This is a genomic window from Streptomyces sp. NPDC056987 (assembly GCF_042673865.1).
Classification (GTDB): Bacteria; Actinomycetota; Actinomycetes; order Streptomycetales; family Streptomycetaceae; genus Streptomyces.
The window spans coordinates 3,581-26,644 of sequence record NZ_JBHURV010000069.1; the positions used below are offsets into that span (position 1 = coordinate 3,581).

At 72.3% G+C, this 23,064-nt stretch carries 20 protein-coding genes, 1 pseudogene and 1 riboswitch; of the genes and pseudogenes, 15 read left to right on the plus strand and 6 right to left on the minus strand.

The window, feature by feature from the left end:
* Positions 1-158: 158 nt before the first annotated feature.
* From ACFTZC_RS40870 to ACFTZC_RS40905, 8 genes are all read left to right on the plus strand, one after another.
* On the plus strand, positions 159-1,091 hold the full coding sequence (locus ACFTZC_RS40870; protein WP_382899069.1) for a DUF881 domain-containing protein: 933 nt from the start codon (positions 159-161) through the stop codon (positions 1,089-1,091).
* Entirely contained in the window at positions 1,088-1,420 is a 333-nt protein-coding gene (locus ACFTZC_RS40875; protein ID WP_023543062.1) for a small basic family protein, read from the plus strand. The genes ACFTZC_RS40870 and ACFTZC_RS40875 overlap by 4 nt, the downstream gene beginning before the upstream one ends.
* Before the next feature lie 5 nt (positions 1,421-1,425).
* A complete protein-coding gene (locus ACFTZC_RS40880; protein ID WP_382899071.1) occupies positions 1,426-2,397 on the plus strand; it encodes a DUF881 domain-containing protein in 972 nt (323 codons plus the stop codon).
* A 148-nt stretch (positions 2,398-2,545) separates the two neighbouring features.
* The gene (locus ACFTZC_RS40885) at positions 2,546-3,367 is read left to right on the plus strand and encodes an FHA domain-containing protein (protein WP_382899097.1); all 822 of its coding nucleotides are present in this window, start codon (positions 2,546-2,548) and stop codon (positions 3,365-3,367) included.
* Positions 3,368-3,387: 20 nt separating this feature from the next.
* On the plus strand, positions 3,388-4,125 hold the full coding sequence (locus ACFTZC_RS40890) for a MerR family transcriptional regulator (RefSeq protein ID WP_382899073.1): 738 nt from the start codon (positions 3,388-3,390) through the stop codon (positions 4,123-4,125).
* Between the two features lie 53 nt (positions 4,126-4,178).
* Positions 4,179-4,652: a bifunctional nuclease family protein gene (locus tag ACFTZC_RS40895; protein WP_006123076.1), complete on the plus strand. Its 474-nt coding sequence runs from the start codon at positions 4,179-4,181 to the stop codon at positions 4,650-4,652.
* Between the two features lie 179 nt (positions 4,653-4,831).
* Positions 4,832-5,401, plus strand: a complete 570-nt coding sequence (locus ACFTZC_RS40900) for a MerR family transcriptional regulator (RefSeq protein WP_382899074.1) — start codon at positions 4,832-4,834, stop codon at positions 5,399-5,401.
* A gap of 89 nt (positions 5,402-5,490) precedes the next feature.
* On the plus strand, positions 5,491-7,068 hold the full coding sequence (locus ACFTZC_RS40905) for a DNA polymerase IV (protein ID WP_382899076.1): 1,578 nt from the start codon (positions 5,491-5,493) through the stop codon (positions 7,066-7,068).
* Here the strand turns inward: ACFTZC_RS40905 and ACFTZC_RS40910 are convergent.
* The gene (locus ACFTZC_RS40910) at positions 6,963-7,361 is read right to left on the minus strand and encodes a PRC-barrel domain-containing protein (protein WP_382899077.1); all 399 of its coding nucleotides are present in this window, start codon (positions 7,359-7,361) and stop codon (positions 6,963-6,965) included. The genes ACFTZC_RS40905 and ACFTZC_RS40910 overlap by 106 nt on opposite strands.
* 113 nt (positions 7,362-7,474) lie before the next feature.
* Positions 7,475-7,572, plus strand: a riboswitch (glycine riboswitch).
* A gap of 186 nt (positions 7,573-7,758) precedes the next feature.
* Here ACFTZC_RS40910 and gcvP point away from each other — a divergent pair.
* Positions 7,759-10,644 carry an aminomethyl-transferring glycine dehydrogenase gene (gene gcvP, locus ACFTZC_RS40915; protein WP_382899079.1) on the plus strand — a complete coding sequence of 962 codons (2,886 nt, stop codon included), beginning with the start codon at positions 7,759-7,761 and terminating at the stop codon, positions 10,642-10,644.
* 183 nt (positions 10,645-10,827) lie between these two features.
* Here the strand turns inward: gcvP and ACFTZC_RS40920 are convergent, their stop codons facing one another.
* Positions 10,828-11,034 carry a DUF5999 family protein gene (locus ACFTZC_RS40920; RefSeq protein ID WP_365818822.1) on the minus strand — a complete coding sequence of 69 codons (207 nt, stop codon included), beginning with the start codon at positions 11,032-11,034 and terminating at the stop codon, positions 10,828-10,830.
* A gap of 288 nt (positions 11,035-11,322) precedes the next feature.
* Positions 11,323-12,006 (minus strand): hypothetical protein, encoded by a 684-nt coding sequence (locus ACFTZC_RS40925; RefSeq protein WP_382899081.1) that lies wholly within the window; start codon positions 12,004-12,006, stop codon positions 11,323-11,325.
* A gap of 520 nt (positions 12,007-12,526) precedes the next feature.
* On the opposite strand from ACFTZC_RS40925, the pseudogene ACFTZC_RS40930 reads away from it, so the two are divergent.
* A pseudogene (locus ACFTZC_RS40930) lies at positions 12,527-14,029 on the plus strand (glutamate--cysteine ligase); the annotation flags it as partial.
* A gap of 287 nt (positions 14,030-14,316) precedes the next feature.
* Here the strand turns inward: ACFTZC_RS40930 and ACFTZC_RS40935 are convergent.
* Positions 14,317-16,230, minus strand: a complete 1,914-nt coding sequence (locus ACFTZC_RS40935; RefSeq protein WP_382899083.1) for a substrate-binding domain-containing protein — start codon at positions 16,228-16,230, stop codon at positions 14,317-14,319.
* A 194-nt stretch (positions 16,231-16,424) separates the two neighbouring features.
* On the opposite strand from ACFTZC_RS40935, the gene ACFTZC_RS40940 reads away from it, so the two are divergent.
* Positions 16,425-17,225, plus strand: a complete 801-nt coding sequence (locus ACFTZC_RS40940; protein WP_382899085.1) for a CPBP family intramembrane glutamic endopeptidase — start codon at positions 16,425-16,427, stop codon at positions 17,223-17,225.
* A 127-nt stretch (positions 17,226-17,352) separates the two neighbouring features.
* Here the strand turns inward: ACFTZC_RS40940 and ACFTZC_RS40945 are convergent, their stop codons facing one another.
* Positions 17,353-18,174: a PhzF family phenazine biosynthesis protein gene (locus ACFTZC_RS40945; protein ID WP_382899087.1), complete on the minus strand. Its 822-nt coding sequence runs from the start codon at positions 18,172-18,174 to the stop codon at positions 17,353-17,355.
* Between the two features lie 239 nt (positions 18,175-18,413).
* Between ACFTZC_RS40945 and ACFTZC_RS40950 the strand changes: the two genes are divergently transcribed.
* From ACFTZC_RS40950 to ACFTZC_RS40960, 3 genes are all read left to right on the plus strand, one after another.
* Entirely contained in the window at positions 18,414-19,019 is a 606-nt protein-coding gene (locus ACFTZC_RS40950; protein WP_382899089.1) for a PadR family transcriptional regulator, read from the plus strand.
* Positions 19,020-19,282: 263 nt separating this feature from the next.
* Positions 19,283-19,852 carry a Clp protease N-terminal domain-containing protein gene (locus tag ACFTZC_RS40955; RefSeq protein ID WP_382899090.1) on the plus strand — a complete coding sequence of 190 codons (570 nt, stop codon included), beginning with the start codon at positions 19,283-19,285 and terminating at the stop codon, positions 19,850-19,852.
* An 81-nt stretch (positions 19,853-19,933) separates the two neighbouring features.
* Entirely contained in the window at positions 19,934-20,944 is a 1,011-nt protein-coding gene (locus ACFTZC_RS40960) for a DMT family transporter (RefSeq protein ID WP_382899092.1), read from the plus strand.
* Here the strand turns inward: ACFTZC_RS40960 and ACFTZC_RS40965 are convergent.
* Positions 20,926-21,744 (minus strand): pyridoxamine 5'-phosphate oxidase family protein, encoded by an 819-nt coding sequence (locus ACFTZC_RS40965; protein ID WP_382899094.1) that lies wholly within the window; start codon positions 21,742-21,744, stop codon positions 20,926-20,928. The genes ACFTZC_RS40960 and ACFTZC_RS40965 overlap by 19 nt on opposite strands.
* Before the next feature lie 36 nt (positions 21,745-21,780).
* Here ACFTZC_RS40965 and ACFTZC_RS40970 point away from each other — a divergent pair.
* Positions 21,781-23,064 (plus strand): aminotransferase class I/II-fold pyridoxal phosphate-dependent enzyme (locus tag ACFTZC_RS40970; RefSeq protein ID WP_382899095.1); only part of this gene is annotated, 1,284 nt, incomplete at its 3' end.

Here is a 23,064-nt window from a genome sequence, read left to right on the forward strand (position 1 = left end):
GGGGTGGCCGGCGGGGTGGCCCCGCGCTGGTCTTTGGGGGGGGCCGGGGCGGTTGGGCGGGGGTGCGGGTGGGGGCGGGGGGGGCGCCCGCGCCCCCCCCCCGGCGCGTCGGTGGGGCCATTCGGCGGTAGTGGTCGCGACGTGCGACGATGTGCGGCATGTCGCAGCAGCCCCCCATCCGGAGCACCGCTTCTCCGCCCGCGCGTCCTGACGCGTCGATGTCGCTGCTGAACAGTGTGATGGACCACAGCCTCGACGAGGGGTACGCGGAGGCGGCGGCGCGCAGGGCCGCGGAGGACGGCGGGCTGCCGCGCACGCTCAGGGCCAAACTGGGCCTTGCCGCGGGGCTGGTGCTGGCCGCTCTGGTGGTCACCGTGGGCGCCGCCCAGGCGCGTATCTCCGCCCCGGTGGTGGCCAAGGAGCGCGAGGAACTCATCGACCGGATCAACGCGGAGACGTCCACCGCCGACGGGCTGGAGCGCTCGGTGGAGGAGCTCCGCAAGGAAGTCGGCGACCGGCAGCGTGCCGCCCTGCGGACCCGGGGCGGGGACCAGGGCGAGGTGGTGGCGCTGCTGGCCGGCGCGACGCCCGTGCACGGGCCCGGCGTGAAACTGGTCGTCGACGACGCCAAGGACGCCTCGTCCGGTGGTGGCGGCGGTCCCCGGGAGAGCAGTGGTTTCTCCGACACGGGCCGGGTGCGCGACCGGGACATGCAGCGGGTCGTCAACGGCCTGTGGGAGTCGGGCGCGGAGGCGATCGCCATCAACGACCAGCGGCTGACCTCGCTGTCGGCGATCCGGGCCGCCGGTGACGCCATACTGGTCGACAACAGGCCACTCGTGCCGCCGTACACGGTGCTCGCGGTGGGGGACGGAAAGAAGCTGAGCACCGCGTTCCAGGACAGCGCCGATGGCCAGTATCTGCACTCCTTGCAGGAGAACTTCGGCATCCGCACCAGCATTTCGGATCAGCGGGAGGTGCGTCTTCCTGCCGCGCCCAGCCTGATCGTACGTACAGCAGAGCCGGAGACCGCCGACGCCGGGAAGGGCACCGGGCAGGACGCGGCCGACATGGGGAAGGGCACATCGTGATCGCCGTACTGGGCCTCGTCGTGGGAGTCGTGGTCGGACTGTTGGTCCGGCCCGAGGTGCCGGCTGTGGTCGAGCCGTATCTTCCGATCGCCGTCGTCGCCGCTCTGGACGCGGTCTTCGGCGGGCTGCGGGCCATGCTCGACGGGATCTTCGTCGACAAGGTGTTCGTGGTCTCCTTCCTGTCGAACGTGGTGGTCGCCGCGCTCATCGTCTTCCTCGGCGACAAGCTGGGTGTGGGCGCGCAGTTGTCGACCGGCGTGGTCGTCGTCTTCGGTATCCGGATCTTCTCCAACGCTGCCGCGATCCGCCGGCACGTGTTCCGGGCGTGACGCCGATGAGCAGCGAGGAGAACTCTCAGGAGCCCGGGAAGCCGCAGGGGCCGGGGAAGCCGGTCGGACCCGGGAAGCCGGTCGGACCCGGAAAGCCGCACGACGCCGGGAAGTCCGAGGGATCCGACGGGCCGCGGGGCCCGGAGCGGCGCCAGGGAGCCGGGGAGAGTTCCGGCGCCGCCGGCGGGAGTCCCGCGGCCGGCCCGGCGTCAGAGGACGCCGCCGGAAACGCCGCAGCGCCTTCCGAGGCCCAACAGCTCACCGGACGCCAGCGGTTGGCGGCGGGTCTGTGGCCGCCGCGGGTGACCCGGGCACAGCTCATCGTCGCCGTCCTGCTGTTCGGGCTCGGGCTCGGGCTCGCCATCCAGGTCACGTCGAACAACGACGACAGCGCGCTGCGGGGCGCCCGCCAGGAGGACCTGGTGCGGATCCTGGACGAGCTGGACAACCGGACGCAGCGGCTGGAGGACGAGAAGCAGCGTCTCGACGCGCAGCGCACCGAGCTGGAGACCAGCTCGGACCAGGCCGAGGAGGCCCGTAAGCAGACCAGGGAGAAGGAGCAGCAGCTCGGTATCCTGGCCGGTACGGTCGCCGCTCAGGGGCCCGGGATCACGCTGACGGTCCGGGACATCAGCGGGACGGTCGAGCCGGACATGCTGCTCGACGCGATCCAGGAGCTGCGGGCGGCCGGCGCGGAGGCCATTCAGATCAACGATGTCCGTGTCGTCGCCGATACGTACTTCTCGGGCACGGGCGGTGATGTTCGCGTGGACGGCAACGCGGTGTCCTCCCCGTACGTCTTCAAGGTCATCGGCAAACCGCAGGACCTGGAGCCCGCCCTGAACATTCCGGGCGGGGTGGTCCAGACACTGGAGAAGGAGCAGGCCACGGCCACGGTGGCACGGGCTGAGAAGATCATTGTGAATGCCTTGCGACCCGCGAAGCGCCCTGACTACGCTCGGTCGTCATCGCGGTGAGGCGGAGGTGCATGCGAGCCGTCGCACGGGGGCATGAGGTTGCGGGGGGTCGGCGCACGAACAGTGCGGTGAGTGGTGGAAACTGTCCGGTGGATACGGACGTTGTCAAGATGTCCGGGTCGGCAGGTGTGTTCATTCAGGGTTCGTCCTGCCCCACGGGCGGGTCTGTTTCGGTCAAGGGGAATCGCCCGTGAAGTTGTTTGGGAAGTTGTTCGGCAAAAGCGCACGCGAGGACGGCGGCGGGCGCTCCCGTCATCGTGCCTCGCGCCAAGGCGGGAGCGAGGAGCAGGGCGGCGAACGTCCGCTCTTCCGCGACCAGGTGGGCGGCGAGGCCACCGGCGCGTCGTCTGTTGACCCTGCCGGTCCCGGCCGCATAGGTTTCGGGGAATCATCGGCCCCCGGGGGGCCGTCGCGGCAGGAGGATCCCTCTATGGCGGCCTTGCCGGTTTGTACGAGGTGCGGGCACCGCAATGCCGAGGCCAGTCGGTTCTGCTCCAACTGCGGGGCGCCGCTGCGGGGCGGGGTGCCGCCGGAGCGCGCCTCGGAGACGACGTCGACGATCTCGATCTCGGGTCTTGAGGCGTACGACTCCGAGGTGACGGGGCAGACGGCGTTGCCGTCGCTCACGCCGGAGGCGCAGGCCGCCGTCGACGCCCTGCCGCTCGGCTCGGCGCTCCTGGTGGTGCGGCGCGGCCCGAACTCGGGCAGCCGCTTCCTGCTGGACGGCGAGCTGACGACGGCGGGACGCCACCCGGAGAGCGACATCTTCCTGGACGACGTGACCGTGTCGCGCCGCCATGTGGAGTTCCGCCGGGGCGGCGACGGTCACTTCACCGTCTCGGACGTGGGCAGCCTGAACGGTACGTACGTCAATCGTGAGCGGATCGACTCGGTCCTGCTGGCGAACGGCGACGAGGTCCAGATCGGAAAGTACCGGCTGGTCTTCTACGCGAGCCAGCGGGGCGTGTGACAAGCCCCTGAGGAAGGTCCATGCCGCGTACACCGACGGGCGGTGCCGGACACGGCACCGCCTCTTCCGGCACCGCGCCGATGAGCATCGGCGCGGTCCTGGGCAGGCTGCGGGACGAGTTTCCCGAGGTCTCCATCTCCAAGATCCGGTTTCTGGAGGCCGAGGGGCTCGTCGAGCCCTGCCGGACCCCCTCCGGGTACCGGAAATTCAGCGCGGAGGACGTCGAGCGGCTCGCTCGCGTCCTGCGGATGCAGCGGGACCACTATCTGCCGCTGAAAGTGATCAAGGGGCACCTGGACGCGCTGGAGCGCGGCGAGGAGGTCCCTCTTCCCGGCTCTCGGCGGGCCCTGCCGGGCCCGCGGAGCGACGCGGAGTCCGGTCTTCCGGCCACGGCGCGGATCGGCCGTGAGGAGCTGCTGGCGGCGGCCGGGGCCGACGCGGACGCGCTCGCCGAGTGGGAGGCGTACGGGCTGGTCGCCCCGACGCCGGACGGCGGGTACGGCGCGGAGTCGGTGACGGTCGCGAAACTCGTCTCGGATCTGGGCAGATTCGGCCTGGAGCCCCGGCACCTGCGCGCCATGAAGGCGGCGGCCGAGCGGGACGCCGGACTGGTCGAGCAGGTCGTGGCGCCGCTGCGGCTGCACCGTAATCCGCAGACCAGGGCCCATGCCGAGGCGACCACGCGGGAGCTGTCGGCACTCTGCGTGGAGCTCCACGCCGCCCTGCTCCGTACGGCTCTCGGGACGGATCCGCACTGATCATGGGGGAGTCCGACTACCCAAACCTGCCGGGCACGTCCTAGGGTTGCTGTGTGAACGAGCTCGACGTTGTGGGTGTCCGGGTGGAAATGCCCTCCAACCAACCGATCGTGCTCCTGCGTGAAGTGGGAGGCGACCGGTACCTCCCCATTTGGATCGGACCGGGGGAGGCGACCGCCATTGCCTTCGCCCAGCAGGGCATGGCCCCGGCCCGGCCGCTGACCCATGATCTCTTCAAGGACGTGCTGGAAGCGGTGGGCCAGGAGCTCACCGAAGTCCGGATCACGGACCTGCGTGAAGGGGTCTTCTACGCGGAGCTGGTCTTCGCGAGCGGGGTCGAGGTGAGCGCGAGGCCGAGCGATGCCATAGCGCTCGCTCTGCGCACGGGTACGCCGATCTACGGCAGTGACGGGGTTCTGGACGATGCCGGCATCGCCATCCCGGACGAGCAGGAGGACGAGGTGGAGAAGTTCCGCGAGTTCCTCGACCAGATCTCTCCGGAGGACTTCGGGACCAACAGCCAGTGAGCGGCGGGTGAGCGCTGTACCGGGCTCCGTCAGCACATTCGGTCAGCTTTTCCCCGAAAAGGGACACGGGAAACCACTCTCAGGGTGATTATCACTCGGCGTGGCGAGTGTGGCGATCGTTGACGCACCCCGGGTGACTGCCTACCTTCGACAGGGCAGGTCAAGGACGGAGGGTCGGCGTGAGAAGCAGCGGCGACGGTACGGCGGCGGGCGGTCCGTATCCGCTTCACAGCAGGGCGCCCGACCTCGGAGCGGACACGGTCGGATACCGGGGGCCGACGGCGTGCGCGGCGGCGGGTATCACGTACCGCCAGTTGGACTACTGGGCACGTACGGGGCTGGTCGAACCGAGTGTGCGGCCGGCGTACGGGTCGGGCACGCAGCGGCTCTACAGCTTCCGGGACGTGGTCGTCCTCAAGATCGTGAAGCGGTTCCTGGACACCGGGGTGGCGCTCCAGAACATCCGGGCGGCGGTCCAGCACCTGCGGGACCGGGGCTTCCGGGATCTGGACCGCATGACGCTGATGAGCGACGGCGCGACGGTGTACGAGTGCTCCTCGCCCGACGAGGTGGTGAGCCTGCTCCAAGGGGGCCAGGGCATCTTCGGGATCGCGGTCGGGGTGGTGTGGCGGGACGTCGAGGCCGCGCTCTCCCAGCTCCACGGGGAGCGGATCGACACCGGAGAGACGCTGATCGGGAACAACCCCGCCGACGAACTGGCGCGCAGGCGCCGGGACCGGGCCGTCTGAGCGGACCCCGTCCCGCGGAACGGGGGGCCGGGCGACCGGGCGGCTGCGTCCCGGGCCGATTGTCAGTGGCGTGAGGCAGCATCGGTGGTGTGAGAACCGCGCCGACCGTGCTGCATCTGGACATGGATGCCTTCTTCGCCGCCGCAGAGCAGGCGGCGAAGCCCAGTCTGCGTGGAAAACCGGTGGTCGTCGGGGGTCTGGGGCCGCGTGGTGTGGTCTCGACGGCCTCGTACGAGGCACGGCGGTTCGGGGTGCACTCCGCGATGCCGATGGCCCAGGCGCGCCGCCTCGCGCCGAACGCGGCGTATCTCGTGCCGCGCTTCACGCTCTACCGCGCGGTCAGCGAGCAGGTGATGGAGCTGCTGGGCAGGCTCTCGCCGCTGGTGGAGCCGCTCAGCCTGGACGAGGCGTTCGTGGACCTGGAGGCCGGCGGCTCGGCCCATGACACGGCCTCGGCGCTGGCCGCGGGGGAGCGGCTGCGCCGGGACATCAGGGCGCTGACCGGGCTCAGCGGCTCGGTGGGGCTCGCCGGGTCCAAGATGCTCGCGAAGATCGGCTCCGAGCAGGCCAAGCCGGACGGGCTGCTCCTGATAGAGCCCGGCACGGAGCGCGAGCTGCTGGGGCCCATGTCGGTGCGGACCCTGCCCGGCGTGGGGCCCGCGACGGGCGAGCATCTGCGGCGGGCCGGCATGACGACGGTCGCCGATCTCGCCGAGGCGGGCGAGGACGAGCTGGTACGGCTGCTGGGCAAGGCGCACGGCACCTCGCTGCACCGGATGGCGCTCGGCCACGACGAGCGGCCCGTGGTGTCCGAGCGGGAGGCCAAGTCCGTCTCGGTCGAGGACACCTTCGACACCGATCTCCACGACCGGGTGCGGGTGCGTACGGAGGTGGACCGGCTCGCCGAGCGGTGCGTGCGCCGGCTGCGGGCGTCCGGACACTCCGGGCGGACCGTCGTCCTCAAGGTGCGCAGGTACGACTTCTCCACGCTGACCCGCTCGGAGACGCTCAGGGGCCCCACGGACGACCCGGGAGTGGTGCGGGAGGCGGCCGGGCGCCTCCTGGAGTCCGTGGACACCACGGGCGGCGTCCGGCTGCTCGGGGTGGGGGTGACCGGGCTCGCCGACTTCACGCAGGAGGACCTGTTCGCGCAGGCCGCGGCCCGGGAGCGGGCGGCGGAGGAGGAGCCCGGGACGGCCGCCGCGGCCACCGGCGGGCCGGAGGAGGGGCAGGGCGACGCCGTGGCCGCAGGTGGGGCGGGGCAGGGGGGCTCGGCGACGGAGGGGGCGGCGGACCCGGGGGACGGGCCGCCGTCGCCGGCCGGGACGTCCGGCCCGGCCGGGGAGCGGCGGTTCCCGGCCGGACACGATGTGCGCCACACGGAATTCGGCCCGGGCTGGGTGCAGGGCAGCGGGCTGCGGAGGGTCACCGTACGGTTCGAGGAGCCCGGATCCGCACCGGGGTGGGTGCGGACGTTCTGGGCCGACGATCCCGCGCTGGAACTCTCCGAGCCGCTGCCCCTCGTACCCGGGACCGGTCGGTCGCCGGGTCCGTCGCCGGGTCAGTCGTCGTGGCCCGCCAGCCGCCCGAAGTCACGCTCGTTGTCACGGCCGGAGAGGCCCCCGGGCCCCTCCGGGGGTTCCGGGGACGGCAGGGCGAGACCGTAGTGGTGGTAGAGCTGAAGCTCCTGGTCGGGGGAGAGATGGCGACCGACACCGAAATCGGGGGCGTCCTTGATCAACGCGCGTTCGAATGGGACCCGCAGGCCGTCCTCGGCCAGGGTGCTGGGGGCGAGGGGTACGAAGGCGTCACGGCTGAAGAGTCCGGTGCGCACGGCGGCCCATTCGGGCGTGCCCGTGGCGTCGTCGAGATAGACCTCGTCGACCGTGCCGAACTTACGGCCGTCACGGTCGTACGCCTTGCGTCCTATCAGGCTGCGCGGATCGATATGGGTCTCCACGGTCCCTCCAGCGGGTCGCAACTGCTCCTGAACACTACGAAAGTGCAGAACCGGTGGGACGGCCACTCGAAAGTTGTCCGGAAGACCCCGCTGGTAGGCTGGCAAGCGGCTGCTGACCCCGTGCGGGAGAGTTCTCCGGTGAGCCCACCGGAGGCGCCGAAGGAGCAAATCCTCCCCGGAATCTCTCAGGCCCCCGTACCGCGCGGACGAGGTCACTCTGGAAAGCAGGGCGGGCGCCGTACCCCGTACGGCATCCGCTCTCACCGACGGTGAAAGCCGGACCGCCGCACGGCGGGCCGGTGAAGCTCTCAGGTCGAGATGACAGAGGGGGAGGCCGTTCAGGGCACCCGAGCCGTGGTGCCCCCGCAGGTCGTGGCAGACCAGGAGGCCTCCGTACATGAACGCCCACCGCACACCGCTCGCCCAGCTGGAGCGAGGCACCCCCTTCGAGCAGCGCCACATCGGCCCCGACGCGGGGGCGCAGGCGAAGATGCTCGCGCAGGTCGGCTACGGCTCGCTCGACGAGCTGACCGCCGCCGCGGTGCCTGACGCGATCAGGAGCGCGGGGGCCCTCGACCTCCCGGACGCCCGCACCGAGGCCGAGGTCCTCGCCGAGCTGCGCTCCCTCGCCGACCGGAACCAGGTGCTCGCGCCGATGATCGGGCTCGGCTACTACGGCACCTTCACGCCGCCGGTGATCCTCCGCAACGTCATGGAGAACCCGGCCTGGTACACCGCGTACACGCCGTACCAGCCCGAGATCTCCCAGGGCCGGCTGGAGGCCCTGCTCAACTTCCAGACCGTCGTGGCCGAGCTGACGGGGCTGCCGACCTCCGGCGCCTCCCTGCTGGACGAGTCCACGGCCGCCGCCGAGGCCATGGCGCTCTCCCGCCGCGTCGGCAAGGTCAAGGGCGGTGTCTTCCTCGTGGACGCCGACACGCTCCCGCAGACGATCGAGGTGATCCGCACCCGCGCCGAGCCGACCGGTGTCGAGATCGTCGTCACCGACCTCGGCGAGGGCATCCCCGCCGAGGCCGCCGAGCGCGGAGTCTTCGGGGTGCTGCTCCAGTACCCGGGCGCCTCCGGGGCCGTACGGGACATCAGGACCGTGATCGAGCGGGCGCACGACCTCGGCGCGGTCGTCACCGTCGCCGCCGATCTCCTCGCGCTCACGCTCCTCACCCCGCCCGGTGAGCTGGGCGCCGACATCGCGGTCGGCACCACCCAGCGCTTCGGCGTCCCCATGGGCTTCGGCGGACCGCACGCCGGCTTCATGGCCGTACGCGAGAAGTTCGCGCGCAGCCTGCCGGGACGGCTCGTCGGGGTCTCCGTGGACGCCGACGGCAACAAGGCGTACCGGCTCGCGCTCCAGACCCGCGAGCAGCACATCCGCCGCGAGAAGGCCACCAGCAACATCTGCACCGCACAGGTGCTCCTCGCCGTCATGGCCGGGATGTACGCGGTCTACCACGGCCCCGACGGGCTGCGCGCCATCGCGCGGCGCACCCACCGGTACGCGGCGGTGCTCGCCGCGGGGCTGCGCGCCGGCGGGGTGGAGGCCGTGCACGACACGTACTTCGACACGCTCACGCTCCGCGTGCCCGGCCGCGCCGCGGAGATCGTCGCCGCCGCGCGGGAGGGCGGCGTCAACCTCCACCAGACCGACGCCGACCACGTCTCCGTGGCCTGCGACGAGACCACCGGCCGCGCCCAGCTCGCCGCCGTGTGGACGGCCTTCGGCGTGCAGGGCGACATCGAGGCGCTGGACGCGGCCACGGACGACGTGCTCCCCGGCCAACTGCTGCGCACCGACGACTATCTGACGCACCCCGTCTTCCACCAGCACCGCTCCGAGACCGCGATGCTGCGGTACCTGCGCCGGCTCGCCGACCGTGACTACGCGCTGGACCGCGGCATGATCCCGCTCGGCTCCTGCACGATGAAGCTGAACGCGACCACCGAGATGGAGCCGGTCACCTGGCCCGAGTTCGGCGCGCTGCACCCCTTCGCCCCGGCCGAGCAGGCCCAGGGGTATCTGACGCTCATCCGCGAGCTGGAGGAGCGGCTCGCCGAGGTCACCGGGTACGACGCGGTCTCCCTCCAGCCCAACGCCGGTTCGCAGGGCGAGCTGGCCGGGCTCCTCGCCGTACGGGCGTACCACCGGGCCAACGGGGAGACCGGGCGCACCGTCTGCCTCATCCCGTCCTCCGCGCACGGCACGAACGCGGCGAGCGCGGTCATGGCCGGGATGCGGGTCGTCGTCGTCAAGACGGGCGAGGACGGCGACGTCGACGTCGAGGACCTGCGGGCCAAGATCGAGCAGTACGGTGCGGAGCTGGCCGTCCTGATGGTCACCTACCCGTCCACGCACGGGGTGTTCGAGGAGCACATCGGCGACATCTGCGCGGCGGTGCACGACGCGGGCGGTCAGGTGTACGTCGACGGCGCCAACCTGAACGCCCTGGTCGGGCTGGCGAAGCCGGGCCGGTTCGGCTCCGACGTCTCGCACCTGAACCTGCACAAGACCTTCTGCATCCCGCACGGCGGCGGCGGCCCCGGCGTCGGCCCCGTCGGCGTCCGGGCCCACCTCGCCCCGTACCTGCCCAACCACCCGCTCCAGCCGGCCGCCGGGCCCGAGACGGGCGTCGGGCCGATCTCCGCGGCGCCGTGGGGCTCGGCGGGCATCCTGCCGATCTCCTGGGCGTACGTACGGCTGATGGGCGGCGAGGGCCTCAAGCGCGCGACGCAGGTCGCCGTGCTGGCCGCCAACTACATCGCCAAGCGCCTGGAGCCGCACTACCCGGTGCTCTACACCGGTCCGAACGGGCTGGTGGCGCACGAGTGCATCGTGGATCTGCGGCCGCTCTCCAAGGCCACCGGTGTCAGCGTCGACGACATCGCGAAGCGGCTGATCGACTACGGCTTCCACGCGCCGACCATGTCGTTCCCCGTGGCGGGCACCCTGATGATCGAGCCCACCGAGAGCGAGGACCTGCGGGAGATCGACCGCTTCTGCGAGGCGATGATCGCGATCCGTGCGGAGATCGAGCGGGTCGCGTCGGGCGAGTGGCCCGCGGACGACAATCCGCTGCGCCACGCCCCGCACACGGCCGCGGCGCTGGGCGGGGCGTGGGAGCACGCCTACAGCCGGGCCGAGGCGGTCTTCCCGGCCGGGGTCTCGGCCGCGGACAAGTACTGGCCGCCGGTCCGCCGGATCGACGGCGCGTTCGGTGACCGTAACCTGGTCTGCTCCTGCCCGCCGGTGGACGCGTACGACGACTGACGTGTAGGACAGCTGACGGGACGTCAGGTGGCTTAAGGGCGTTCGCGGTCATGCGTCGGGGCCGGTGCGGAGGGATCTCCGGGCCGGCCCCCGTTCTTCTGTTCGTTCTTCCACCGGCAGCGGGCCGTCGTGCGGGCCGCGGGCTGCCGGGTGGCGCCGAGGGCTCTTGGGCGGCGCCGGGTCTCAGGCCGCCGTCGCGACCTGTTCCGTGCGCAGCGGCCGGTGCGGAGCGATGATCTGTCCGTCGGGCAGCAGCTCTCCGGTGTCCTCGAAGAGCAGCACGCCGTTGCACAGCAGGCTCCAGCCCTGCTCCGGGTGGTGCGCGATCAGCCGCGCCGCGTCACGGTCGGCGGAGTCGGCTGTCGGACAGGCTGGCTGATGCTGGCACATGGGTGGATTCTTTCGCTGAGTCGTCGTGAGTGTCCTGCGGCTCGATGTACTCATGGCCGCTCCCCCGTATCTCTGGTCCAGTCCTAGTGTTGCCCCGCGGACGGCGATCCGCAGGTATTTCGCGGCAGTGCTTCCTTCTGCTTAAGGACGTCTCACCCACGCGGACGGTTCAGCTCAACTGGGCTGTCCTTTCGGGTGATTCAAGGTGGCCCGGGAGGACTACGCCGGATGGGCAGCGAAGTGCCCCGCGACCGGCGGGGCCGCGGGGCACGGGCGCGGGTCGCGCGATCAGGCCGGGGTACGGAGCAGTGGAGGCGCCGGGGCGGCCGCCGGAGCGGGGGCGAGCGGCGGGGCCGGGGTGAGCCGCAGCCCGATCACCGGCAGCAACTCGGCGACCCGGTGCGGTCGGTGCGCCGCGATGCCCGGCGGCGCGGGCGCGAGCGGTACGAGGATGTCGGTGGGCGCGGGCGCACCGGCTCCGGGGTCGGCCTCCGTGTCGCCGTGCAGCCAGAGCGTGAGCATGTACAGCTCGGGCACGGAGAGCAGCCGGGGCTGGTAGGCCGTCGTGAGGCTCTCGGCCTGGCGCAGCGCCCGCTCGGTGGAGGGCAGGTACGGGCCCTCGAAGAAGCGGGAGAAGGCCCAGCCGTCCGCGGTGAGCATCGTGTCGGCGGCGGCCACGGAGCGGTCGCCGCTGCGGATCAGGAAGCGCCAGCCGGTCAGCCTGGTCCGTGGCGTACCGCTGCCCGGTGTGGTGGTCCGGTCCTCCTGGGTGACGTGGTCGGGAACGCCGGGAATGCCGGGAACGCCGGGACCGTCGAGAATGTGGACGGGAAGCGGGAGTTCGGGGCTCAGCGGTCCCTGGACGGACTGCAGAGCGGGGGTGCGGGCATCGCGCACGGCGGTGGGGGAACCGAGTGCCGCGAGAACGCTGCGCAGGGCGGGCGCCGGGGCCGGGGGTACATGCAGCGGCATGGTGGGTTGCCTCTCATTCAGGAGACAGGGTGACGCGTGAAATGGAGCGTGGGCGGGTGCGGACATCGCTGTCGGCATGCGGGGTCAGAGGTGGGGTGCCGGGCCGTACGGCCGGGCGCCGACTCTCTGCCTCGTGGGCAGAGTTTATACGACGCGTGTTCACGCCATGTTTCCGCTAGCTGTACCGGATATTGCGGGCAAGGCACTATTAAGTCCATCTCCCGCGCGATTTCTGTTGATAAATAGCGAAGGGAGGGCGTCTGGCCTGGGGTGATTCGCCGGATGGGGTCGGCTGAAAATGGTCGGCGATTTCAGCGCCCGTTCGGGCAGCGGAAACGAAAATCCACTCCCTGTCACCCTGTCATGCCGAGTGAATGTGCCGGATGCCTCGGAGGCCGGACACCACCCTACCGGGCGCCGGGGGCGGACGGGGACGTTACGGATCACTCTGTGTGGGCATTATCGATCGTGACGCGAGCGGCCCCAGCCGCCGGGCGCCCAGTCGAGGAGGGACACTTCGATGGGGGAGAAGGTCGAAGCGGGCGGTTCCGACCTGTCCGATCGGCAGAAATACCGCAGGAAGCTCCAGCAGTGCCTGACGGTGCTGGAGCGGCTCCTGGCGGAGGAGCGGTTCGATCGGCCCAAGAATCTGATGGGCCTGGAGATCGAGCTGAATCTGGCGGGCTCCGACGGGATGCCCCGCATGATGAATGCGGAGGTGCTGAAGCGCATCGCGAGCGGTGATTTCCAGACCGAACTCGGAATGTTCAACCTGGAAGTGAACGTGGCTCCGCACCGGCTGGACGGGCGCGTTCTCGACCAGCTCGCCGAGGAACTGCGCACGGGCCTCGGATATGCCCACCGCAAAGCGAGCGAGGTCGACGCGGGGATCGTGATGATCGGAATTCTGCCGACCCTCACACAGCACGACGTGGTCTCCGCGAATCTTTCCGACGTGGACCGCTACACACTTCTCAACGATCAGATGGTCGCGGCCCGCGGCGAGGATTTCACCCTCGACATCGAGGGCGTGGAACGGCTCACCTGTACGTCGGCCTCGATCACCCCGGAGGCGGCCTGCACCTCCGTACAACTGCATCTCCAGGTCACCCCCGACCGGTTCTCCGACGTGTGGAACGCGGCCCAGTCGGTGGCGTCCGTGCAGGTGGCACTGGGTGCCAATGCGCCGTTCCTGTTCGGCCGGGAGCTGTGGCGGGAATCCCGGCCGCCGCTCTTCGAACAGGCCACCGACACCCGGCCGCCGGAGCTGAAGGCGCAGGGAGTGCGCCCCAGGACCTGGTTCGGCGAGCGCTGGATCAGCTCCGCCTACGACCTGTTCGAGGAGAACCTGCGCTACTTCCCCCCGCTGCTGCCGATCTGCGACGACGAGGACCCGATGGCGATCCTCGACGCGGGCGGCATGCCCGACCTCCAGGAGCTGGCGCTGCACAACGGCACGGTCTACCGGTGGAACCGGCCGGTGTACGAGGTAGCGGACGGCGCCCCGCACCTGCGGGTGGAGAACCGGGTGCTGCCCGCGGGGCCGACGGTCACCGACGTCATCGCGAACGTCGCGTTCTACTACGGGCTCGTGCGGGCGCTCGCCGAGGACGCGCGGCCGGTGTGGCGCCGGCTCCCCTTCGCGGACGCCGCCAGGAACTTCGAGGAGGCGTGCCGCCACGGCATCGACGCGGAGTTGCGCTGGCCGCGCCCGGGCCGGGCCGGCGGGATCACGACCGTACCGGCGGTCAAGCTCGTACGCGACGAACTGCTGCCGCTCGCGGCGGCCGGGCTCGACGCGTGGCAGATCTCGCCGGTGGACCGGGACTTCTACCTCGGGGTCATCGAGGAGCGGTGCAAGCGGCGGGTGAACGGAGCCTCCTGGCAGGTGGAGACCTTCCACCGGGCGCTGGAGGCCGGGCTGGAGCGGGAAGCGGCGCTCGCGGCGACGACCCGCCGCTACTGCGAGCTGATGCACCTGGGGGAGCCGGTGCACACCTGGCCGACGGGGTTCCCCGCGCCCTCCGGCGGGCGGCGGTCGGGCCCCGGACGGCCGGGCCGGCGACCGGCCGACCCCGGCGACTGCGACGCGGGGCCCTTCGGCAGCGGGAGGGGGTGACCCGGCCGGCAGCCCGGCGGGGAGGAGGAAGGGGCGAGGGCGTGACGGCCCGGTCCGCCGTCCGGCGGCGTGTCGGGTCAGGGGCGGGTCGTGTCGGTGGCCGGCCGTGATGGGTCGGGGGCCGGTCGCGTCGGGGCAAGGGTCGTGGTGGTCGGGCCGGTCGCCGGGGGCAGGGGCGGGGCCCTGTCGGGTCAGGGGCGGGCCGCTGTGGTGTCGCCGGTGGCGTCCGCCGCGGACTCGCTCGCCGACAGCATGATCGCCCGAAGGATCACGGACTGGATGTCGGCCGGGTCACTCACCTCGTACGCGGCGCCGCCGGTGGCCCGGGCGATCTCGTCGAGTTCCTTGCGGTCCGCGTCGGGTCCCACCGCGACGCCGATCAGCGGCACGGGGCGCTCGGGGTCCGCGAGTTTCTTGAGCTGTTCGACGAGGTCGCCGCGCGAAACGCTGTCGTCGTCCTGGTTGGAGCCGTCCGTGAGGATGATGAGTGCGTTGAACTTCCCGGGCACATAATTCGACCGTGCCTCCCGGTAGGAGGCGAGCGCCGTGTCGTACAGCCCCGTGTCGCCGTCGGGGACGGGCTTCAGCGCGGTGAACGCGTCGGAGAGCCGCTCGCGGTGGGTGCCGCCGCCCTTCGCGGGCTCACCGAGCCGCGCCGTCTTCTCCAGCTTGCGGTAGTCCTTGGCGCCGTCCAGCCGGGTGCTGAACTCCCACAGGCCCAGCTCGTCCTCGGCGGTGAACTGGGCGAGGACCCGCAGCAGCGACGCCTTGGTGACATCCATCCGGCTCTGGCCGCCGCGTCCCGGAACGGACTCCTCCATCGACCCCGAGGCGTCCACGACGGTGGTCAGCCGGGCGCTGCGCACGGACATCGTCCACAGGCCGAGGGCCCGCTCCACGGCCTCCGTGGACGGTGGCCGGGCGTCCTCCCCGGTGTACGGCTGCGGGGAGCGGCCCCCGGCGGTGAGGAGCACATCGTCGTGGACGGGCGTGTTCGCGACCCGGAAACCGTGTTCCGCCAGGGTGCGGTACGAGCTGTCCTCGCTGAGCAGCGCCATGAACCGCATGGCGGCGCGGCTCTCGTCCGTACTGAGCGCGCTCTGGTTGACCAGGCTGTACGGATAGTCGAGCGCGGGCGCGCCGTCGGTGGGGTAGAAGAGGTCGAGTTTCGCGGAGCCGCCGTTCTCGGAGTTGTGCCGGAACGCGGCCTGTTCGGAGAGGAGCACCGCCTCATTGCTCCGGGGATCGGTGAGCCCGGCGCCCGCGCCGTCCCGGGCCAGGCTCTCCAGCACGCGGCTGTCCGACTCCGAGACCCGCTGGGTGAGCAGTCGCGCGGTGGCGGCGGCCCGGGTGCCGCCGGCCCCTTCCTGGCCCCCGGTCTTCGCCTTGCCGTCCGCGCCCTGCTTGCCCTCCGCGCCGCCCTGCCCGGCTCCGGTCTGCCGCCGGTCCCCGCCCTGCCGCTCGGACTCCTGCTGTTCCGACTCCGCGATGCTGCTGAGCGCGAGCAGCCCGGTGGCGCTGCGCGACGGATCGGCGGCGCCCAGGCGCACGGTGTCGGTGTTGCCGGTCGCCGCGGCCAGCGCGGCCCAGGTGTAGGTCTTCGCGGGCCAGCCCAGCGCCTGCGCCGATGTCGGCAGCGCGGCCAGTGCCACCGGGGAGAGTGCCACATTGCCCGCCGGGGTCAGGGCGACCCCGTCCCCGGCCCCCTTGGCGCGGTCCACCCAGAGGTCCGAGTCCGGTACCCAGATCTGGTAGTCGGGCGCGACGGAGCTGGTGGCGAGCGTGTTCGCGACCTCGGCGTTCTCCCGCGCGGTGACCCGGATGTCGATACAGCGGCCGTCGGAGGTGACATGGTCGCGCCGGGCGCGGTCGGCCACGGCGCGCAGGGCGGGGGCGATGTCCGGGGACGCGACGAGATCCAGCCGTACGGGCGTGTTGTCACAGGAGGTCTCCGAGAGGGAGAGCAGGCCGCTGCCCGCCGCGATTCCCGTTCCGGCGGCCACCGACACCACGACCGCGGCGGCGATCGTGACCGTGCGGCGGCGCGGTGACAGGGCCCTGCGCGCTCCCGCCGATCGTGCGTCGGGCAAGCTGTGACGTCCCATGACGGTGACGCCCCTCCTTCGTGAAGGGTGAACAAGGGCTGGAGGAGTGGACGGGCCCGGAGGTGCGGGCCCGGACGCCGGACGCCGGACGGCGCCGGTCTTCCGGCCTGTCGCGAGCGATCTTCGTACCCGCATTCGAGACCCTAGCGGCACCGTGAGAGGCATGAGGCGGGATTACCCAACTGGAGGCTGGTGTGCAGGCGGAGGCGGGGCGGGTGGACGGCTCTTACCCCCAAGAGGCCCTCTCATCGAGGACGTTGAGGTCCGAGACGGTGCTCGTGCTGGCGCTCTCGCTCGGCGCGAGCGCGGTGTCGGCGCTCATCAGTTTCATCGGCTCGCTGACCAGGCCCGAGGCGCTGGGTGACCAGGCGGCCCGACTCAACGCCTCGGCCGCGCCCGGGCGGCCGTGGCTCGATCTCGCCTGGCAGCTCTTCGGGATCAGTACGGCGCTGGTCCCGGTCGCGCTCGTCGCGCACCTTCTGCTGAGGGAGGGCAGCGGGCTGCGCGACATCGGCTTCGACGGCCGCAGGCCCTGGCAGGACCTGGGGCGCGGCACGCTGGTGGCGGCCGGGATCGGCAGCACCGGGCTGGCGTTCTACCTGGCGATGCAGGCGGCCGGATTCAATCTGACGGTGCAGCCGGAGTCGCTGCCCTCCGTGTGGTGGAAGTTCCCGGTGCTGATCCTGTCGGCGGTGCAGAACTCCGTGGTGGAGGAGGTCATCGTCGTCGGGTATCTGCTGCGCAGGCTCGGACAGCTCGGCTGGACGCCGATGGGCGCGCTGGTGGCGAGTTCCGTGCTGCGCGGTTCGTACCACCTGTACCAGGGGATCGGCGGCTTCATCGGCAACATGGTGATGGGCGTGGTGTTCGTCCTGCTCTACCGGCGCTGGGGGCGCGTCGGCCCGCTGGTCGCCGCCCACGCGCTGCTGGACATCGGGGCGTTCGTCGGTTACGCGCTGCTGGCGGGCCACGTTTCCTGGCTGCCGACCGTGTGACGGGGACCGGCGCGCGAGCGTCGCGGGCGGGACGCCGGGCGCCGAGAGGCGTGCCGGGATGCCGAGGGGCGCCGCGGACACCAGGACCGAGGGGCGTACGGGGAGACCCGTACGCCCCTCGGCCGTTTCACGGCGCGCTGTGCAGTTCGCCGTCGATGACCGTGACGGCCCGTCCGGTGAGCAGGGTCCGGTCGCCCCGCAGTGAGGTGTGGACGAGCCCGGTGCGGGCGGAGACCTGGAGTCCGGTCAGTTCCGTGCGGCCCAGCCGCGCCGACCAGAACGGGGCGAGCACGGTGTGCGCGCTGCCGGTCACCGGGTCCTCGTCGATCCCGGCGTTGGGGAAGAAGCCCCGCGAGACGAAGTCGTATCCGCCGTCCGGCTCGTCGGCGGGCGCGGTGACGATCACGCCGCGCTCGGAGAACGCCCTGAGCGCCGCGAAGTCCGGGGCGAGGCTCCGTACGGTCCGCTCGTCGGCCAGCTCCACCAGCAGGTCCCCGATGTGCTCCGAGGTGTCGTGGACGGAGAGCGGCTCCGCGCCCAGGGCGGCCGGGACGCCGTCGGGGACGGCGACCGGCGTCAGCGGGGAGGTCGGGAAGTCCAGGGTGAGCGAACCGTCCTCGTGCGCGGTGGCGCCGAGGATCCCGGGGCGGGCGGCGAAGCGCAGGGCGCCGCTCGCGCGTCCCGTGGTGTGCAGTACGTGAGCCGTGGCCAGGGTGGCATGGCCGCACATGCCCACCTCGGTGACCGGGGTGAACCAGCGCAGCGCCCAGTCGGCGGCGCCGCCGGGCGGCAGGGGGTGGGCGAAGGCCGTCTCCGAGAGGTTCACCTCGGCGGCCACCTGCTGGAGCCAGCCGGCGTCCGGGAAACCGTCGGAGTCGAGGAGTAGCACCCCGGCGGGATTTCCCTTGAAGGGGCGGTCGGTGAAGGCGTCGACGATTCGAATGCGCATGGCGAGAGCGTAGGAGCCGCGTGGATCCGTTGCCCAAGGCCAATTCCGTACCGGTGGACCGAAGAAGTGGACCGAAGAAGCCGCCGGACGGATCGCCGGGCGGATCACGGGACGGATCGCCGGGCGGATCTTACGGAGCGTGGCGCTTGGCACGCGACGCCATGGCACCCTTGTCATGCGACAGGTTCCGATATATCGTTGACGCATCGCGACAGATCAACGATGAAGGGAGCGTAGCGATGCGTTCACATGGACACGAGTACGGACCGGGATCCGGTCACTGCGGGCCCGGCCACCCCGGCCGGGGCGACTTCGAGGGGCGGCGCGGGGCCTTCGGGCCGTTCGGCCCGCCGTTCGGCGGTCCCTTCGGCGGGGGCGGCCGGGGGCGCGGCGGAGGCCGGGGGAGGGCGCGGCGCGGCGATGTGCGCGCCTCGATCCTGGCGCTGCTGAAGGACCGGCCGATGCACGGTTACGAGATGATCCAGGAGATCGGCGAGCGCAGCGGCGGGGCCTGGCGCCCCAGCCCGGGATCGGTCTACCCGACCCTCCAGCTGCTGGAGGACGAGGGGCTGATCGAGAGCCGGAGCGAGGGCGGCAAGAAGCTGTTCACCCTCACCGAGGCCGGTGCGGCCGAGGCGGAGTCGGGGCCCGACGCCCCGTGGGAAGAGGCCGGTCGCGGCATCGACTGGGAGTCGATGAACGAGATACGGCAGGCCGGGTTCGGGCTGATGGAAGCCTTCGGCCAGGTCTGGAAGACCGGCTCTCCCGAGCAGCGGGAGAAGGCCCTGGCGGTCATCAACGAATCGCGCAAGAAGCTCTATCTGATCCTCGCCGACGAGGACTGACCGCCCGCGCGGCCGGCTGTCCGCAAGGCCCCGCGACGTTCGCGGTGTCCGCCGGGAACGTCGCGGGGCCTCGGTCGAGCGTCCGCTCGGGGATGAGCCTCGGGGATGGGCGCGGCAGGATCCGGAAGGGTGCATCGGGGAAGTAACAGGGGAATCTCATCCGCAAGGAGGAGGACTCGTCCCGATGTGCCCACCCTCCGTCGGAGACGAAGATGCTCCCCGCCGGGGATGCCCCGGGCGCGGGGGACTGATGGGGTGGGAGCGTGCAGAAGCCTTCACCCGTGGTGCCGGTATCGCCCGCCCCTGAGCGCGCCGGTGTCACGCCGGTCCGCGCCGCTGCCGAGTCCCGGCTCACCGCGGAGCTGGTGTCGGTGCTCTCCGGCGCGCGCCGCAGGGCGCTGCGCGGCGGGGACGCCCAGGTCGACACCGCCCATCTGCTGCACTCCTTGCTGGAGACGGATCCGCTGGTACGGGACGTCTTCGGCGGCGATCAACGTGTGGTCCGGGTACTCGGCTATCTCGTCCAGCGGAGCATCGGCTACGGGCTGCGCTGGCAGGCCACCGTGGAGGACTCCGGCTCCGTCCCGGCGGTGCCCGTGCCGCGTGACGCCGTCGACCGGGCCGTGACCGGCTGGTCCCCGCAGGCGCTCGCCGCGATGGCCGGCGCCCTGGACCGGGCGGCCCGTAACGGCGAACCGCGGATCAGCGGGCTCGATCTGCTGGCCGCGCTCCTCGCCGACCGGGACTGCCGCGCGGTCGAGGTGCTGGAACGGGCCGGGGCCGACGCCGGAACGCTGGAGCGACGGCTGTCGCGGCTCTCCGACCGGCTGTGATCCCGGGCCCCGCCGGGCCCCGGTCGTCTCGACAGGTGTCACGCGGGTGACGCTCCTGACGTGAGCTGTCATGATGACGCCATGCACGCGTCTCAGGGGAGGAACGTCGGCCTGGCACTGGCTCTGGGCTCGGCGTTCGCGTTCGGCGGTTCGGGGGTCGCGGCCAAGCCGCTGATCGAAGCGGGGCTCGATCCGCTCCATGTGGTCTGGCTACGGGTCACGGGCGCCGCCCTCATCATGCTCCCGGTGGCCTGGCGCCACCGAGCGCTGGTGCGCCGCAGGCCCGCGCTGCTCGCCGGGTTCGGTCTGCTGGCCGTCGCGGGCGTCCAGGCCTGCTACTTCGCCGCGCTCTCCCGGATCCCCGTCGGTGTCGCGCTGCTCATCGAATACCTGGCCCCCGCGCTCGTCCTGCTCTGGGTCCGCTTCGTCCAGCGCCGGCCGGTCACCCGCGCCGCCGCCGTGGGGGTCGTCCTCGCGGTGGGCGGGCTCGCCTGTGTGGTCGAGGTGTGGGCCGGGCTGGGGTTCGACCCGGTCGGGGTGCTCCTCGCGCTCGGCGCGGCCTGCTGCCAGGTCGGCTACTTCGTCCTGTCCGACCAGGGCAGCGACGGGGCGGACGCCCCCGATCCGCTCGGTGTGATCGCGTACGGCCTGATCGTCGGGGCCGTGGTGCTGACCGCCGTGGCCCGCCCGTGGGGCATGGAGTGGGCGGTCCTCGGCGGCTCGGTGGACCTCGGTGGCTCGCGGATCGCGGCCGGGCTGCTGCTCGGCTGGATCGTGCTGATCGCGACCGTGCTGGCGTACGTCACCGGAGTGATCTCGGTACGCAAGCTCTCCCCGCAGGTGGCGGGTGTGGTGGCCTGTCTGGAGGCGGTCGTCGCGACCGTGCTGGCCTGGGTGCTGCTGCGGGAGCATCTCTCCGCCCCGCAGATCCTCGGCGGCGCCGTCGTCCTCGTCGGCGCCTTCATCGCCCAGTCGTCGACGCCCAAGGCGCCGTCGGGACCGGTCGCCGGCGGCGCGGGCGCCCTGGGCGAGATCCCGGTGGCGGAACCGGAGTCGGAGGATCCGGCCCGGCCTCAGAGGGCGGAGAGGTAGCCGGGCACCGTGACGGACGGGGCGAGATCGGCGGCCGGTTCGGGGGTGCCGTAGCCGCGTACGAGAGGGACCACCCCCGTCCAGTGCGGGAGGACGGCGTCCTCGGGCTCGTCGTTGGGGCCGCCCGTACGGACCTTGGCGGAGACCTCGTCCAGATCGAGCCGGATCACGGCGGTCGCGGCCAGTTCGCGCGCGTTGGCGGGGCGGGAGTCGGCGGCGCGGCCGGGGACAACCTGGTCCACGATCGCGTCGAGTGCCGTGCGCCGCTCCTCGGGGTCGGTGACCTGGTGGGCGGTGCCGTGGACCACGACCGAGCGGTAGTTGATCGAGTGGTGGAAGGCGGAGCGCGCCAGCACCAGACCGTCGACATGGGTCACGGTCAGGCAGACCGCGAGGCCGGCGTCCGGAGTCCCGTCCGCTCCCGTACCGGGGCCGGCGTCCGTGCCGGTGCTCGCGTCCGCGTCGGCTCCTGCCCCGGCCCCGGCCACGGCGCCGCGCGCCATCCGCAGCGGGCGTGAGCCCGTCGAGCCGTGTACGTACAGCCGCTCGCCCACCCGCGCGTAGAGCGTCGGCAGCACGACCGGGGCGCCGTCGCGGACGAACCCGAGGTGGCAGAGGTACGCCTCGTCCAGGATCCCGTGCACCAGTTCGTGGTCGTACGAGGCCCGCTCCTTGGACCGGGTGGGGACGGTGCGGGCCGTGGGCCGGTAGGCGGCGCTCCCGGTGGTGCTCCCCGTGATGTTCCCAGCGGTGTTCCCGGTGGGCCGGGCGGCCTGTGCGGTGTCGGTGGTCTCGGGCATTTGCCTTCTCCATTGCACTAGTGCATAGTATTCTTTGTGCTAGGAGAGTACCGGATTACGGGCCGGGGTGCCGCTGAGATTTCCGCCAGCGTGGAGCGAGGAGTCGGCTCCGGCGAGCTGGCGCCGGGCCAACCGCTGCCCCCGATGCGGGAGTTGGCGGCCGAGCTGGGGGTCAATCCCAATACCGTCGCGGCCGCCTACCGCGCCCTGCGCGACCGGGGGGTGATCGAGACGGCCGGTCGTCGGGGGAGCCGGGTGCGGCCCCGTCCGGCGAGCACCGCCCGCGGCTCCATCCGCGTCGAGGCGCCGCCCGGCGTACGGGACATCTCCGAGGGCAACCCCGACACAGCCCTGCTGCCCCCGCTGGGCGACGCGCTCGCCGCCGCCGCGCGCCACCACGCCCGCCGTCCCGGGCTGTACGGACAGGAACCCGTCGACCCGGAACTGGCGCGCCTCGCCCGCGCGGCGCTGGACGCCGACGGGGTGCCGCCGGGACCGGTCGCCGTCACCTCCGGCTCGCTGGACGCCATCGAACGCGTCCTGGCCGCGCATCTGCGCCCCGGTGACGCCGTCGCCGTGGAGGACCCCGGCTGGGGCAGCCTGCTGGATCTCGTCCCCGCGCTCGGGCTGCGGCTCGTGCCGGTCGGGGTGGACGACGACGGGCCGCTCCCGGACGCCCTGGACCGGGCGCTGCGCGACGGCGTCCGCGCGGTCGTCGTCACGTGCCGCGCGCAGAACCCGACCGGCGCCTCGATGGGCGCCGGCCGGGCGGCGGAGCTGCGTGCCCTCCTCGCGGACCGCCCCGAGGTGCTGCTCATCGAGGACGACCACGGCCACAGCATCGTGGACCTGCCGCTCCGTCCGCTGGCCGGGGTCACGGACCGGTGGGCGTTCGTACGGTCGACCGCCAAGGCGTACGGTCCCGATCTGCGGCTCGCGGTGCTCGGCGGGGACGCGCTGACCGTCGACCGGGTCCAGGGGCGTCAGCGGCTGGGCCCCGGCTGGGTGAGCCGGCTCCTCCAGCGGACCGTCGTCCACCTGTGGACCTCGGGAGCGGTGGACGTACCGGCCGTCGCGCGCGCCTACGGGGAGCGGCGGGACGGGCTCGTCAGGGCGCTGGCGGAACGGGGCGTCGTGGCGTACGGCCGCAGCGGCATGAACGTCTGGGTTCCGGTGGCCGACGAGACCGGCGCGGTGGCGCGGCTGCTGCACGCGGGGTGGGCGGTCGCCCCCGGCGCGCGCTTCAGGACCGCGGCCCCCCGAGGCGTACGGCTGACCGTGTCGTCCCTCACGGCCGACGACATCGGGCCGCTCGCCGAC